The organism is Gilliamella sp. BG7 (assembly GCF_046635565.1).
In the GTDB taxonomy this organism is placed as follows: Bacteria; Pseudomonadota; Gammaproteobacteria; order Enterobacterales; family Orbaceae; genus Gilliamella; species Gilliamella apicola_P.
This window is the reverse complement of the sequence record NZ_JBIDFB010000011.1, coordinates 67,606-83,398: the sequence shown is the minus strand read 5'-3', so window position 1 is coordinate 83,398 and position 15,793 is coordinate 67,606. Positions and strand designations below refer to the sequence as shown.

Annotated in this window: 14 protein-coding genes; 11 read left to right on the top strand and 3 right to left on the bottom strand. The window is 35.0% G+C overall.

Annotation, left to right across the window (positions count from 1 at the left end):
- Nucleotides 1–572 precede the first annotated feature (572 nt).
- The 6 genes from rpsB (at nucleotide 573) to ACGH49_RS08390 (ending at nucleotide 6,256) form a co-directional block, all read left to right on the top strand.
- A complete protein-coding gene (gene rpsB, locus ACGH49_RS08415; RefSeq protein ID WP_065560530.1) occupies nucleotides 573–1,310 on the top strand; it encodes a 30S ribosomal protein S2 in 738 nt (245 codons plus the stop codon).
- Between the two features lie 84 nt (nucleotides 1,311–1,394).
- Nucleotides 1,395–2,252 (top strand): translation elongation factor Ts, encoded by an 858-nt coding sequence (gene tsf / locus ACGH49_RS08410; RefSeq protein ID WP_411588998.1) that lies wholly within the window; start codon nucleotides 1,395–1,397, stop codon nucleotides 2,250–2,252.
- Nucleotides 2,253–2,370: 118 nt separating this feature from the next.
- Entirely contained in the window at nucleotides 2,371–3,105 is a 735-nt protein-coding gene (gene pyrH / locus ACGH49_RS08405) for a UMP kinase (RefSeq protein ID WP_065607120.1), read from the top strand.
- A 29-nt stretch (nucleotides 3,106–3,134) separates the two neighbouring features.
- On the top strand, nucleotides 3,135–3,692 hold the full coding sequence (gene frr, locus ACGH49_RS08400; protein WP_034911979.1) for a ribosome recycling factor: 558 nt from the start codon (nucleotides 3,135–3,137) through the stop codon (nucleotides 3,690–3,692).
- Between the two features lie 234 nt (nucleotides 3,693–3,926).
- Nucleotides 3,927–5,123 (top strand): MFS transporter, encoded by a 1,197-nt coding sequence (locus ACGH49_RS08395; RefSeq protein ID WP_411588997.1) that lies wholly within the window; start codon nucleotides 3,927–3,929, stop codon nucleotides 5,121–5,123.
- Between the two features lie 62 nt (nucleotides 5,124–5,185).
- Nucleotides 5,186–6,256 (top strand): alpha/beta hydrolase, encoded by a 1,071-nt coding sequence (locus ACGH49_RS08390; RefSeq protein WP_296209342.1) that lies wholly within the window; start codon nucleotides 5,186–5,188, stop codon nucleotides 6,254–6,256.
- A 98-nt stretch (nucleotides 6,257–6,354) separates the two neighbouring features.
- On the opposite strand, the gene ACGH49_RS08385 is transcribed toward ACGH49_RS08390, so the two are convergent.
- Nucleotides 6,355–7,230 carry a LysR family transcriptional regulator gene (locus ACGH49_RS08385; RefSeq protein WP_065568931.1) on the bottom strand — a complete coding sequence of 292 codons (876 nt, stop codon included), beginning with the start codon at nucleotides 7,228–7,230 and terminating at the stop codon, nucleotides 6,355–6,357.
- A gap of 460 nt (nucleotides 7,231–7,690) precedes the next feature.
- On the opposite strand from ACGH49_RS08385, the gene deoC reads away from it, so the two are divergent.
- The 3 genes from deoC to ispC all read left to right on the top strand — a co-directional run bounded on the left by deoC (nucleotide 7,691) and on the right by ispC (nucleotide 10,365).
- On the top strand, nucleotides 7,691–8,362 hold the full coding sequence (gene deoC, locus ACGH49_RS08380) for a deoxyribose-phosphate aldolase (protein ID WP_411589008.1): 672 nt from the start codon (nucleotides 7,691–7,693) through the stop codon (nucleotides 8,360–8,362).
- 61 nt (nucleotides 8,363–8,423) lie between these two features.
- Nucleotides 8,424–9,185, top strand: coding sequence for a DNA-binding transcriptional repressor DeoR (gene deoR / locus ACGH49_RS08375; RefSeq protein WP_091119607.1), 762 nt, complete (start codon nucleotides 8,424–8,426; stop codon nucleotides 9,183–9,185).
- A gap of 1 nt (nucleotide 9,186) precedes the next feature.
- On the top strand, nucleotides 9,187–10,365 hold the full coding sequence (ispC, locus tag ACGH49_RS08370; RefSeq protein WP_411588996.1) for a 1-deoxy-D-xylulose-5-phosphate reductoisomerase: 1,179 nt from the start codon (nucleotides 9,187–9,189) through the stop codon (nucleotides 10,363–10,365).
- 169 nt (nucleotides 10,366–10,534) lie between these two features.
- Here ispC and ACGH49_RS08365 read toward each other — a convergent pair whose 3' ends face one another.
- Nucleotides 10,535–11,494: an aminoimidazole riboside kinase gene (locus ACGH49_RS08365; RefSeq protein WP_411588995.1), complete on the bottom strand. Its 960-nt coding sequence runs from the start codon at nucleotides 11,492–11,494 to the stop codon at nucleotides 10,535–10,537.
- A gap of 312 nt (nucleotides 11,495–11,806) precedes the next feature.
- Between ACGH49_RS08365 and ACGH49_RS08360 the strand changes: the two genes are divergently transcribed.
- Entirely contained in the window at nucleotides 11,807–13,276 is a 1,470-nt protein-coding gene (locus ACGH49_RS08360) for a glycoside hydrolase family 32 protein (protein ID WP_411588993.1), read from the top strand.
- Between the two features lie 48 nt (nucleotides 13,277–13,324).
- Here ACGH49_RS08360 and ACGH49_RS08355 read toward each other — a convergent pair whose 3' ends face one another.
- Nucleotides 13,325–14,329: a LacI family DNA-binding transcriptional regulator gene (locus ACGH49_RS08355; RefSeq protein ID WP_411588992.1), complete on the bottom strand. Its 1,005-nt coding sequence runs from the start codon at nucleotides 14,327–14,329 to the stop codon at nucleotides 13,325–13,327.
- Nucleotides 14,330–14,538: 209 nt separating this feature from the next.
- On the opposite strand from ACGH49_RS08355, the gene ACGH49_RS08350 reads away from it, so the two are divergent.
- The gene (locus ACGH49_RS08350; protein WP_065590214.1) at nucleotides 14,539–15,783 is read left to right on the top strand and encodes an oligosaccharide MFS transporter; all 1,245 of its coding nucleotides are present in this window, start codon (nucleotides 14,539–14,541) and stop codon (nucleotides 15,781–15,783) included.
- Nucleotides 15,784–15,793 lie beyond the last annotated feature (10 nt).

Here is a 15,793-nt window from a genome sequence, read left to right as displayed (position 1 = left end):
CAACAATGTAGGATTCAAACACCATTAATTGCTAATAAATAAAAATACATTATTACTAAGAGTTTTGGCGACTAAATTATAAAGAAAAATAACCGTCACCGATTTGGTTAAACGTTTTATGATCAGTCGTCTAATCTGTTGAAAAACACCTGCTAATTTATACTTATTGATTAAAATAATTTTCTGAATTTTATAATATTTTCTGATTATTCTACATATCCATTATAATTATTAATTTTATTTAACCTTTTAATTCTTTTTACGTTAATATTTACCTATTAAATAATAAATATTTAATCAAACTAACCTACAAACCATTAACAATGGTTAACATAGTTAACAACCTACAAATAAAGCTAGCAATCTTATACTATTTATGGTATAAAACGCGCGCTACATATCACATTATTTTTTGCAAAAGTAATGATGGATAAAAGCATTAAATTTAATGATTAATTAACGTTATAACACACACATATCATTACACTTTTCCGGGGTGCCTTTTACTTTATGTATAGGTCGGATAGAGCGGATATGTGGAGGCATAACCCCAACGTCAAAATGAGGAAATCATGACTACAGTATCAATGCGCGATATGTTACAAGCGGGTGTACACTTTGGACACCAAACTCGTTATTGGAACCCAAAAATGAAACCATTTATTTTTGGTGCACGCAATAAAGTTCATATTATCAATCTTGAAAAAACAGTACCACTGTTCAACGAAGCATTAGCTGAATTAAACAAGATTGCCGCTCGTAAAGGTAAAATTTTATTTGTTGGTACAAAACGTGCAGCTAGCGAAGCAATTAAACAAGCTGCTGAAAGCTGTGGACAATACTACGTTAATCACCGTTGGTTAGGTGGTATGTTGACTAACTGGAAAACAGTACGTCAATCAATCAAACGTCTAAAAGATTTAGAAACACAAGCTAGTGATGGTACATTCGATAAATTAACCAAAAAAGAAGCACTAATGCGTGCTCGTGAAATGGCTAAATTAGAAAATAGTTTGGGTGGAATTAAAAATATGGGTGGCTTACCCGATGTGATCTTTGTTATTGGTGCAGACCACGAACATATCGCTATCAAAGAAGCTAACAATTTAGGTATTCCAGTCATTGCTATTGTTGATACTAACTCAGATCCTGATGGTATTGATTACATTGTTCCAGGTAATGATGATGCGATTCGTGCAATTCAATTATATGCAAATGCAGTTGCTGAAGCAGTACGTTCTGGTCGTGAACAAAACCAATCTCCAGTATCTGAAGAAAGCTTCGTAGAAGAAGCACCAGCAGCAGAGTAATAAACTCAAATATTTTCAGGGTCGATAATAATATCGACCCATTCTAATGAAAATCATCACAATGGTTAAATAGAGGATTAAAAAATGGCTGAAGTTACCGCTTCTATGGTAAAAGAACTGCGCGAAAGAACTGGCGCAGGTATGATGGAATGTAAAAAAGCATTAGTTGAAGCAAACGGTGATATCGAACTTGCAATTGACAACATGCGTAAATCAGGTCAAGCAAAAGCAGCTAAAAAGGCAGGTCGTGTTGCGGCTGAAGGTGTTATTATTTCTAAAATCTCTGCTGATAAAAAATTTGGTGTAATCTTAGAAGTAAACTGCGAAACAGACTTTGTTGCCAAAGATGCAGGATTCTTAGCATTTAGTGATAAAGTTGCAGAGGCGGCATTAACAGAGCGCATTAGCGATATCGCTGCACTACAAGCTAAATTTGAAGAAGAGCGCACAGCTTTAGTTGCTAAAATTGGTGAAAACATCGGTATTCGTCGTGTTGCTGAAATTGCTGGTGACGTAGTAGGTAATTACCAACACGGTGCTCGTATTGGTGTATTAGTTGCTGCAAACGGTGCTGACGATGAATTAGTTAAACATATTGCAATGCACATTGCTGCAAGCAAACCGGAGTACGTTGATCCAAGTGACGTACCTGCTGATGTAGTTGAACATGAACGTAACATCCAAATTGATATCGCAATGCAATCAGGTAAACCGCGTGAAATAGCTGAAAAAATGGTTGAAGGTCGTATGCGTAAATTCACTGGTGAAGTATCACTAACTGGTCAACCATTTGTAATGGAACCTTCAAAAACTGTTGGCGATTTATTAAAAGAAAAGAGCGCAGCAGTTGCTTCATTCATTCGTTTTGAAGTGGGTGAAGGTATTGAAAAAGTCGAAGTCGACTTCGCAGCAGAAGTTGCAGCAATATCGAAACAATCTTAATTGTTTTATAAAACCGCCGTTAAGGCGGTTTTGTTTATCTACAAAATATTTTAAAATTACTGCTAGATAGGAGCCATAGCTCCTTATTTTATTAAATAACGAAACAGTGAGACATCATATGGTAACCCCTTTTTATAAACGTATTCTTCTTAAACTCAGTGGTGAAGCACTACAAGGTGACGAAGGTTTTGGTATTGATGCAACCGTTCTTGATCGTATGGCTCAAGAAATAAAAGAGCTTATTGAAATGAATGTTGAAGTTGCTGTTGTTATTGGGGGTGGTAATCTATTTCGTGGCGCAGGGCTTGCTAAAGCGGGAATGAACCGAGTAGTTGGTGATCACATGGGCATGCTTGCAACTGTCATGAATGGACTTGCGATGCGAGATGCATTGCACCGAATAGAAGTAAACGCTCGCTTAATGTCAGCCATTCCATTAAATGGCGTATGCGATGACTATCGTTGGACCGAAGCAATTAGCTTGCTTCGTCATGGTAAAGTCGTTATCCTTTCTGCAGGAACAGGTAATCCTTTTTTCACAACCGATTCAGCAGCATGCTTACGAGGTATTGAAATTGGTGCAGATGTTGTTTTAAAAGCGACCAAAGTAGATGGTGTTTTCTCTGCCGATCCTGTTAAAGATCCAACAGCAACACTTTATAAAACACTAAGCTATGAAAAAGTGCTTACAGATGAGCTTAAAGTAATGGATTTAGCAGCATTCACATTAGCAAGGGATCATAATCTACCAATTTGTGTCTTTAATATGAATAAACCTGGAGCGTTGCGTCGTGTTATATTAGGCGAACAAGAAGGAACATTAATTAATAACAAAGCAAATGTAACCAGTTAATCATCTTTATTTTAAATAAGGCTTTTATTATGTTAAACGAGATTCAAAAAGAAGCGCAAACGCGCATGGAAAAAAGTATTGATGCGTTTCAAAATCATATTTCTAAAGTAAGAACGGGGCGCGCATCACCAAGCTTATTAGATGGTATTATGGTTGAATATTATGGTAGTCCAACACCATTACGCCAACTAGCTAACATCGTTGCTGAAGATGCAAGAACGCTAGCGATTACTGTATTTGACAAATCACTTACACCACTAATTGAAAAAGCAATCTTAACATCAGATTTAGGACTTAACCCAGCATCAGCAGGTACTGTTATTCGCGTACCACTTCCACCATTAACCGAAGAACGCCGTCGAGACTTAACCAAAATTGTTCGTAACGAAGCAGAACAAGGCCGAGTATCGATCCGTAATATTCGCCGTGATGCCAACGACCAAATCAAAACATTACTAAAAGATAAAGAAATATCTGAAGATGATGAACGTAAAGCACAAGATTTAATCCAAAAAGCGACAGACGCCGCAATTAAAAAATTAGATACAGTGCTTGCCGATAAAGAAAAAGAACTAATGGAATTCTAATTTTCCCTCCCTTTTCTTAACAAGTGCTCTGCTTTACCAAACAGAGCGCTTTTCCTAAAAAAACAGTCTAATTTTCTTATCAATAACTGGCAAAAAATTATTATATAAAACAACAAACCATGCTTTTAAAGCATGTTTATCTATAAAATATAAGTATTTTACATGGTTAATTAAATTACCTATACTTTTTTAAACTTGCCATTTGAACTAGTTAAATAAAAGGTACTTTATGTAATGAAAACACCATTATCCTATCACACAGAAGAAAAAACCTCCCATTGGTCTGCTGTTTTTTCATTATTTATGGGGGTAACTAGTCTTATTTCAGCTGAATTTATTCCTATCAGTTTGTTAACACCTATTGCACAAACTTTGCATATTACTGAAGGAATGGCAGGGCAAACAGTTACCGCAGTTGGTATTTTTGCAGTTATTGCAAGCTTGATACTAGCACCACTAAAAATAAATAGACGCTTGGTACTATTAATTCTCTCGATGTTATTGGTGATAGTCAATATATTAGTCGCATTTACACCTAATTATATTATTTTATTAATAGGAAGAAGCATATTGGGGATATGTGTTGGTGGTTTTTGGTCTCTAGCATCAGCAGTAACACTACAACTTGTACCGATAAAAGATCTGCCTCGAGCATTAAGTATTATCTATGCTGGCGTTTCAGTAGCAACAATTATTTCACTACCATTAGCAAGCTATCTAGGTGATCTTATTGGTTGGCGAAAGATCTTTTTACTATCGACATTACTAGGTGTGATTGCTTTTATTTGGCAATTTATTACGTTACCTACTTTACCTGCACAGCAAGGTAATAGTTTTAAAAGCATGCTTTTTCTCTTAAAGCAATGCTGGATAACGGTAGGAATAGTAGCAACAATATTTAGTTATGGTGGATATCATGTTTTTTTTACTTATTTAAGACCATTTTTAGAGCATAATCTTGCCTTGCAAACAAATTCCATATCCACGATTTTACTTCTATTTGGAATAGCTAACTGCATTGGCACCGTTATTGCGGGTTTTGTTATGGGAAAACAATTTAAAATAACGATGATAGCAGTTCATTTTATTTTATTGATGCTTGCTATTACTTTAATGTTCAGCCATAAAAATATAACATTCAATATGCTACTAGTTATTGCTTGGGGATTGGTGTTTGGTTTTATTCCAGTAGGTTGGTCTACTTGGATTATACGTACACTTGCTGATAAAGCCGAAATGATGGGAGGATTATCTGTTGCTTCGATTCAATTTTCCATTGGGTTAGCAGCAGCAATGGGAGGTCTCATCTTTGATCATAAAGGGATACTAGGCATATTTTTTAGTGCTGCACTTATTTTTTTATTTGCCTTGATATTAATTCAACTCAGTTTTCAATTATTTACTCGTGTAACAGGACATCCTATTGCATAGTAATCTTTTTTCAATTTATTGATAATATTAAATAAAAGTTACTTATTAAAAGGATCACATCAATGAAAAAGGTTTTATTTTATTTCAAAGATAGTACTGCTTTAATCGTTTTTTTAAGTTTTTTAGGGTTATTTTTATCACCATCAGTAATGGGAGCCGATATGTCTAGCAATGCAAATAATTTTTATCAAAGTAATAATGTCACTATGCAAAAAGTTAGTTTTCTAAATCAATATAAAATGAGTGTGGTTGGAAATTTATTTATGCCTAAAACGCTTGATGCCAAAAACAAATATCCAGCAATTATTGTTGGACATCCAATGGGCGCAGTTAAAGAACAAAGTGCGAATTTATATGCTACTAAAATGGCTGAACAAGGCTTTATTGCATTAGCCATTGACCTATCTTTTTGGGGCGAAAGTGAGGGGCAGCCTCGTAATGTTGTATTACCCGATATGTATGCAGAAGATTTCAGCGCTGCAGTTGATTATTTAGGTACTCAAACTTTTGTGGATCGTAACAATATTGGCGTAATTGGTGTTTGTGGTAGTGGTAGTTTTGTTATTAGTGCCGCTAAAATTGATCCTCGTTTAAAAGCCATTGCGACGGTTAGTATGTACGATATGGGTTCAGCCAATCGCAATGCACTTCACCATTCGTTAACACTTGAACAGCGAAAACAGATCATAAAACAGGCGTCAGAACAACGTTATGTTGAATTTACCGGCGGTCAGACATTATATACAAGTGGCACGGTTAATAAGGGCCAACTTAGACCTGAAGATGGTCCTATTGCTCATGAATTTTATGATTTTTATCGTACGCCTCGTGGTGAATATACACCTGTAAGTTCAACGCCAGAACTAACGACTCACCCAACATTAACTAGTAATGTAAAATTTATGAACTTCTATCCATTTAACGATATTGAAACCATTTCACCACGACCAATATTATTTATCACAGGTGATCAGGCTCATTCTAAAGAGTTCAGTGAAGATGCTTATAACCGTGCGATAGAACCCAAGGAACTCTATTATGTGAAAGGAGCCGGGCATGTTGATCTTTATGATCGAATCGATTTAATCCCTTTTGATAAATTAACAATCTTTTTTAAAACGTATTTAAAATAACCATTAATTTTTAATGAAATGTTATCCGACCGCAAAGGGAGTATGAATTTATGATGCTTCCTTTCTTTTACTCATCATTATAAAATGATAGATGAATATCAAAAATGTTCTTTTAGCTGTTTTAAGAGCAGTTCAGCAGCTTTAGAAAATACATGATATTTTTTCCAAACAATATTTACATCTACTTTTAATTTTGGATATAAGGGTTTAAAACAAAGCGAATTATCGCCTGCTGTATTAATGAGTTTATCTAAACACAAGGCATATCCGATATGTTGTTCAACCATTAACGCTGCATTAAATATTAAGTTATATGTTGCAATAATATTTAGTTTTTCGTAGTTCCGTTTAAACCATTTTTCAATGCTATCACTAACATATTTTTGTTGGGATACAATCAGTGGTAATGACCATAAATCAGATGGAGAAATAACCTCAAGGTTTGCCAGCGCGCAATCTTTTCTCATTAATACCCCCCATGTATCTTGTTGAGGAAGGCACAATGATTCATATTTTGTTAGATGAGTTGGCTCAATTAACACACCAAAATCAAGTAATCCCTTATCAATACGTTCGGTGACATCATTTGCATTACCACTATAAATATGAATGCGGATGCGAGGGTAAACTTCTTGCATTGATTTGATAACATTTACCACTAACTTCATTGCATCGGTTTCACCACAACCAATATAAATATCACCACAAATACTTTCGTTTGGTGCTTGAAATTCTTCTACTGTTTTATGCACAAGTTCCAGTATTTCCTCCGCACGTTTACGTAATCGTATTCCTTCATCGGTCAAGGTAATTCGCCTACTACCGCGAATAAATAGGGTTTTGCCAAGTGTTTGTTCAAGTTCAATCAACTGACGAGATAAGGTGGGTTGAGTTAGATGTAAATAGTTAGCGGCAGAGGTAATACTTTCTTCTTTAGCAAGAGCAAGAAAATAACGTAAAATTTTAATATCTATCATTTTCCTTTCCCATCATTCTTGTTTAACAACTCTTCTTTTTTTATATTTAAAAGATTTTGTGTAAAAAATGAGGATGTTTATATCTCATTATTAACATAATATAAAAACTTCAGATGTTTTACCATAAATTGCTTAAGTTTTACTGAGAAAGCTCATCGGCATTAGAAGATTTAGTAGGATGTTAAATAAAACTTAATAAACAGATGTACACTCCAAGGTTAATCATTCAAACATATTAAAAAATACTCAGAAAAATTTATTGATTTTATCTAAGTTTTTTTTGTTAACATTTACAGAAAAACAAAACTCAATATCCGCCTATTTTTATCTGTACTATTTTTTACAATCCCCCATAATGTTACTATAATAACATTATCACCCTATATCTGTTATTAAAATAACATTTACAACTAATAAATTCATTATATTAGACATCAAAACTAAAAAACTTAAGGACATTACTATGAATTATGCAAAGTATATCGATCATACTTTACTGGCAATGAACGCAACAAAAGACCAAATCACTAAACTTTGTGAAGAAGCTAAACAATACCATTTTTATTCAGTTTGTGTAAATTCAGGCTATGTTCCTTTAGTGGCTAGTTTACTGAAAGGTAGCGATGTAAAAGTGTGTTCTGTAGTTGGCTTTCCTTTAGGTGCAATGCTAACTAGCGCTAAAGCCTTTGAAACCGAAATGGCGGTTAAAGCAGGTGCGCAAGAAATCGATATGGTTGTTAATGTGGGTTGGTTAAAAAGCAATGATTGGGATGCGGTTAAACAAGATATTGAGGCGGTATTTAACGCTTGTGGCGCTGTGCCATTAAAAGTGATTTTAGAAACCTGTTTATTAACTAAAGACGAAATTGTTAAAGTCTGCGAAATATGCAAGCAAATCGGCGTTGCTTTTGTTAAAACCTCAACAGGGTTTAGTGTATCTGGCGCAACGGTTGAGGATGTTAAGTTGATGCGTGATACCGTTGGTAATGCGATGGGCGTTAAGGCATCGGGCGGTATTCGTGATCGTCAAACGGCTGAAAAAATGGTTCAAGCGGGGGCTTCGCGTTTAGGGGCTAGTGCTGGTATTGCGATTGTTTCAGGCGATGCAACTTCGACCAGTGATTATTAATCAATGATATCAATTAATAAGCTACTTATGTAGCTTGTTATTATTGATTTATGGGATCAGCATGGAAACACAATCACAAAAAAGAGTGAATGATCTTATTCAACTTTTAAAAAAAACAGATAAGATTCATTTAAAACAAGCCGCTAAGTTGTTGGCTGTTTCAGAAATGACTATTCGCCGAGATTTGAGCAATGTTGGCTGTTCCCTAAGTGTTTTGGGTGGCTATGTTGTTAGTGATGCTCGTCATCAAATTACCCCGTATTTTTTGTCAGACCAACAAGATAAACAGGTTTATGAAAAACAATATATTGCCAATATAGCTAGTAAATACATTGTAGAAAACGATACCGTTTTTTTTGATTGTGGTACCACTATTCCTTTTATTATTGATGCCATTGATGATGAAATAACTTTTACTGCGATCTGTTATTCATTAAACGCATTTTTAGCATTACAAAATAAACCCAATTGTAAGACAATTTTATGTGGTGGTCATTATCAGGCGAATAATGCGATTTTTAGTGCTATTGGTCAGCATAGTGAATTAAATTCGATTTGCCCAAATAAAGCATTTATTTCGGCCGCAGGGATTGATATTAAGCAAGGCGTAACTTGTTATCATTTTGATGAGCTTAATATGAAGCGTGCAGCAATACAACGTTCAGGTCAAACTATTTTAATTGCTGATCATACTAAATTTAATCAAGTTAAACCGGCTTTTATTGGTGAGTTAACTCTGTTTAATCAAATTATTACAGATAAAGCGCCGAGTAATGAGTTTATTACTTTTTTTAATAACCATAAGATAACGTTAATTTATTAATATGAAAAACATCACAATTTTAGGTTCGACTGGCTCAATTGGTTGCAGTACGCTAGCGGTTATTGCTCAAAATCCACATCTATTTAAAGCTTATGCTTTAGTAGGAGGTAATAATGTTGCCAAAATGACTGAGCAATGTTTGACTTTTAAACCTAAATACGTTGCCATGGCAACAGCGCAAGCCGCGACAGAGTTAAAAGCAAATCTTGCTAATTTAAAATTGGATATTGAAGTGTTAAGTGGTGAACAAGCCATTTGCGACTTAGCGCAGTTGCCCGAGGTCGATCAAGTGATGGCGGCTATTGTGGGGGCGGCAGGGCTAAGACCAACGCTTGCTGCGATTAAAAAAGGTAAGCGTATTTTGTTGGCCAATAAAGAATCGTTAGTAACCTGTGGGCATTTATTTATGCAAGCGGTTAAAGAGTATGATGCTGAGTTGTTACCAGTGGATAGTGAACATAACGCTATTTTTCAAAGTTTGCCAACAGTGGTACAGCATGATTTAGGTTTTGCTAATCTTGCTGAGCATGGTATTACTAAAATCGTGTTAACAGGATCTGGCGGACCATTTCGCGATTGGGATTTAGCTAAACTAGCGTACGTTACTCCCGAGCAAGCGGTGGCTCACCCTAATTGGTCGATGGGCAAAAAAATATCTGTCGATTCGGCAACGATGATGAATAAAGGCCTTGAATATATTGAAGCTCGTTGGTTATTTAATGCCAGTGCCGATGAAATGGAAATTATTATTCATCCGCAATCAATCATCCATTCCATGGTGCGTTATCAAGATGGTAGTGTGGTGGCTGAACTTGGTGTGCCTGATATGTGCACGCCAATTGCTTATGCCATGTCTTACCCCGATCGTGTGCCATCAAGTGTACCACCTTTAGATTTTACGCAAATTTCATCGTTAACCTTTAAGCAACCTGACTTTGGTCGTTATCCATGTTTAAAATTGGCAATCGATGCCTTTAATCAAGGGCAAGCGGCTACCACGGCGCTCAATGCCGCCAATGAAGTTGCGGTTGAAGCATTTTTGCAACATAAAATTGGTTTTATGGATATTGCTAAAAATGTATCAAAAGTATTAGATCAATTGGCTTTCCCTGAGCCATCGACAATTGATGATGTTTTTATGATAGATCAATGGGCAAGATCACAATGTAGTCGGTGTTAAATGCCATTTGATTTTATAAACAGTAATTTAACTAAATAGTTGAGTTATTAAATAGTTAAATTACTGAGTAGTTAAGTTATTGAGTGGTAAAGGGTAGTCAATCATAATTATATTTTGAAACTATTGTGTTCAATCTTGCTGCCCTATTAGTAAGTTTTTACTATTTTTATTATGCCATTTGTTTTGCTGTTAATGTTGGATTATCGCTAATAAATGATTGTAAAAATGTACTATCAGGTAGTGCAGTTAATGCGCCTTTTTTGGTTGTAGCTAAGGCTCCACAAGCACTGGCAATGGTCATCATGCTTTCTAACATCAGTTTATCATCAGGCATGCCTGATGATGCAATACTGCTGAGTAATCCTGCAACAAAAGCATCGCCTGCACCGGTTGTATCAACACTATTTACATGGTACGAATCAAACGAAAATGTTTTACCTTTCCATAATACAATGCTGCCATCTTTACCTTTGGTAATTAATTTTAATGGTGCTTCATAGTGTTGTTGTAGTTTATTTAATGCTTCACTCCAATCATTGCTTTGAGTTAACCAAAATAGTTCTTCGTCTGATAGTTTGAGGATATCAGCATCATGACAAAATTGGGTAATGGTGGTGCGCATTTCGTTTTTATTGGCCCACATCTGTTCGCGCAAGTTAACATCAAAGCTGATTAGGCCATTTTTAGCGGTAAGTTGTTCAATCGCAATTTTAAGTGTTTGACGGCAGGTGTGACCAACTAGCGCCAAAGAGCAAAAGTGTAAAATATCTTGGTTAAAATTAGGAATTGCTTGCTGAGATAAAAATTGATCAGCTGAAGGTGAAACCAAAAAAGTAAAACTACGTTCACCGTTTTTTCCTAAATCAACAACCACAGTACTTGTTCGATGATGTTCATCTTTTTCAATGCTTTGGCAATCAACGTTATATTGGCGGAATGTGGTTTCCATAAAATCACCAAAAGGGTCATTACCAACACGACCAATAAACGCTGAAGGCAGCCCTAATTTTGCAATACCAATTGCAACATTTGCAGGTGCGCCACCAGCACATGCTTTATAATTCATATCACCAAATGGCAATAAATCAATAACGGCATCCCCAAGGGACCAAACTTTAGTATTATTCATTTTTTAACTCGATTATAGTTAGTTACTGCGGTAATCTAGTATAGAGACAAATTACTTGAGTTTTTTGAAATATGTCATCTTTTTACTTTTTAGTAAAGTCATTAATACTTAATCTGTTGTTGAATTTATAATAGTCATTTTTTAAAGTCCGCCATAGACTAAATCATTTGACAAAAAATTCATTGTTAACGTTAAAAATATGTGACTATCATCACATATTTTATCGCTAATTTCATTAACAGTTAACGTTAACAATTAAATTAAGATACTATTAAATAAAGGTATCTAATATTGGATAAAAAAGGGGTTTTTATGTCTACTGCTATTGATAAAGCCAATCTAGCTGTTAAAAATTTAGAAAAAGTAATGAATAAACAATATTATCCACATTTTCATTTAGCTCCACCAGCTGGTTGGATGAATGATCCTAACGGTTTGATTTACTTTAAAGGTCAATATCATGCCTTTTATCAGCATCATCCTTATGATGAACATTGGGGACCAATGCATTGGGGACATGTTATTAGTGATGATTTAGTCACATGGCGAAGGTTGCCAATAGCTATTGCTCCCGATCAAGAATTTGATAAATCAGGCTGTTTTTCTGGATCGGCCGTAGATAATAATGGTGAGTTATACTTAATTTATACTGGTCATATTTGGTTGAGTGGCCAAGGTTATGATGAACAGATTCGACAAAGCCAATGTCTTGCAACTAGTAAAGATGGCATTCATTTTGAAAAGCAAGGCACAGTACTTACCCCTCAAGACGGAGTGATGCACTTTCGCGATCCTAAAGTGTGGCAACAAGATGGTAAATGGTGGATGGTTGTTGGTCAGCGAACGCCAAATAATGTTGGTCAAGTTTTACTATTTAGATCTGATGATTTAAATGAATGGCAATTGGATCATGTTGTAGTGAGTGATATCGATCCTGATGTTTATATGCTTGAATGTCCTGACTTTTTTCCACTTGGTGATAAATGGGTTTTGATGTTTTCACCACAAGGGTTGAAAGCAAAAGGTTATCAGTATCGGAATCGATTCCAATCAGGCTATATAGTAGGTAATTGGCAACCTGGGCAGCAATTTTCAATAGTTAAACCTTTTCAAGAAATGGATTTTGGACACGATTTTTACGCACCGCAATCATTTCTTGCTGCTGATGGACGTCGTATTATTTTTGCTTGGATGGATATGTGGCAGTCAGCCATGCCAAGCAAAAAAGATAAATGGGCAGGCGCATTTACACTTCCTCGTGAGTTGATTTTAGATCAATATAATAAAGTCAGAAATCGCCCAATAAAGGAACTTGAAGCATTGCGCGAAAAGCCAAAATCATTTGGTGAAATAACGCTCAATAGTGAACTTAAAAATACCAATATTGAGTCAATTTGTTGTGAACTTTGTGTTGAGTTTGATCTAAAAGAAAGTGATGCTGAGCGTTTTGGTTTGCAACTTGCTGCCACTGAAAATGGTAAACAAGCAACATTACTATATGTTGATTTACAATCTAATCGTATTGTTCTTGATCGTAGTTTATCTGGTCTTGAATTACCCGGTTATCGTAGTGTACCACTACCAAAAAGAAAAAAATTAACTTTACATGTGTATGTTGATGCTTCATCTGTAGAAGTATTTGTTAATGGTGATTTATATAGCCTTTCAAGCCGTATCTATCCAAAATTACCAGCGGAGCGAGTAGTTAATTTATTTGCTGAAAATGGTAGCGCCAAAATAACCAAATTAGATAGCTGGCAGTTAAAATCTATTTATGCGTAATTGATGATTGAATTGATCGCCATTGGGCGGTCAATTTATTTAAGTAAGTTATAATGAATTCCTTTCTAAATAAGGTGATGCTACCTGTATTATCTGTTTTTGGTTTTTGTTATTAATTATATGTAAAGCTGCTTGTTCTCCAATCTCATAATGAGGCAATTGCACTGTTGTCAGTGGTGGATAAAATAGTTCACCAGTACCTACCATGTTATCGTAACCTAATACAGCCACATCAGAAGGAATATGAAGTCCTTGACCGAGTAAATATTGATAAGCAACAAAAGCTATTCGATCATTACCACAAATTAATACATCAAAATCGGGTTTTTTATTACAATGCTGTTTGAGTATATCAACCGTCATCATATATTCTTGAGCAAGATCATCTGATAAAGTTGAGGTATGGTAACTAGTAATCTCATTTAAATTGTAACCGGCATCTAACCACGCTTGCTCAACAGCTTTACGTCTAGTTTTTCCTGCTAATGTGGTTTCTGATAAATAGATGCATAATGGTTTTTTATAGCCTTTCTTTATTACTTGTTGCATGGCTTGATATTGACCCAAATAGTCATTTGGAATGTAGCAAGCTAGTTGTTTTGAATCACTTATACAGTTGGCTAATACAACATTTTTATCTAATAACTTTTCAGGAAGTTCAACTTTTCTTAATCCCATTGTGGTATAGATAATACCGTTAGGGCGATATGATAGCAGGGTGTTTATTGCATGATCGGGATCTTTATCATCAAATAAATTAACAATAAATGTATTCCAACCATGATCTTGTGCGATCTTCTCTATGGCTTGTAGTAATTCTACCGAAAATGGCGTCATTGCTGTTTCTAATGCCAAAACACCAATTGCACTTGGTCCTGACTTATCACCACGAATCTTCCTTGCCGATAAGTCAGGTACGTAATTAAGGTGCTCAATAGCTTGTTTAACGCGCTTGTAAGTTTCTTTATTTAATTTTTCAGGGTTATTTATTGCGCGTGAAACCGTCATCAATGAAACAGATGCTAGCTTTGCAACATCCTTAAGTGAAGCCATAGTTAAATCCTTTTGTTTAACAAGATAAAAATGATTATCAGCCATTACTATGCATGATGATACCACAAATAGAAATGATAAAAAGTGTGAGGTAAGTAACATTTATGACAATTGGTTCTATCTATTTAGTATCAAATATGACAATAATGTTAACATTAACATGTTAACGTTAAACTTCATCGATTTTCAACAATATAAGAGTAATAAACATGAATATGATAAAAAATAGAAACTATTGGTTCTCGTCTGGTTACCTTATTACTTTTTATGCTGCGTGGTCGCTGTGGTGGTCCTTTTACGCAATTTGGCTAAAAAGTAAAATTGACTTATCCGGTGAGCAGTTAGGTATTGTTTATGCGGCTAATTCTGCCGCAGCCATGTTTTTCATGATTTTCTATGGCATTATCCAAGATAAATTACAAATAGGTAAAGCCGTAGTGACCTTCCAAAGTATTATCATGGTTCTTATTGGTCCTTTTTTAATTTATGTGTATGAGCCTTTATTAAAAAATGATTTTATTTGGGGTGTTTGTATCGGTGCACCAGTTTTAAGTGCTAGCTTTATTTCGGGCAGTGCTTTGATTGATTCTTTTATTGAACGTATTAGTCGATTATTTGGCTTTGAATTTGGTCCTGCTCGTTTTTGGGGATCATTTGGTTATGCTGCTGCAACGTTTGTTGCCGGTATTTTATTTGGTATTGATCCTCATATTAACTTTTGGATGGCGTCGGGTGTTGCGGTTATCTTTTTCACCATTAATATAGTATTTAAGCCAAAACAATATCAAGCATCACCAACTGAAAATAACGATACTGCTTTAGTAGAAAAAACAACGACTATACCAACAATGGGCGAAATCTTATCGCTGTTTGGTTTGCAAAAATTTTGGTTGTTTGTGTTGTTTGTTATTGGTACTTATAGTTTTTATACTATCTATGATCAGCAGTTATTTCCTAATTTTTATACTGGTTTTTTTGAAAAACCAGAAGATGGCTATCAAGTTTATGGTTATTTAAATTCCTTCCAAGTCTTTTTAGAAGCAACTTGTATGATCATTGCTCCTTATTTTATTAACAAAATGGGAGCTAAAAAATCGCTATTAGTTGCTGCACTAGTTATGATTTGCCGAATTGCATTATCTGCAACGTTAGATAATATTTATCTGATATCATTCGTTAAGTTATTTCATGCAATTGAAATTCCATTATTTATTTTGGCGATGTTTAAATATATTGTAGGTAATTTTGATGCTCGGTTATCTGCTACACTTTATTTAGTTGGTTTTAATATTTCATCGAATCTTGGCGTTATTGTGTTGTCATGGTTTGTGGGTAAATTATTTGATAATACAGGATATGCGACAACATTTTATGTGCTTGCTGGGGTTGTTTTGATTACTTCAATAATAGCTATATTTACTTTAAGTGACGAGAAAAAAGCAAAACAACAATAATTTTAAATTA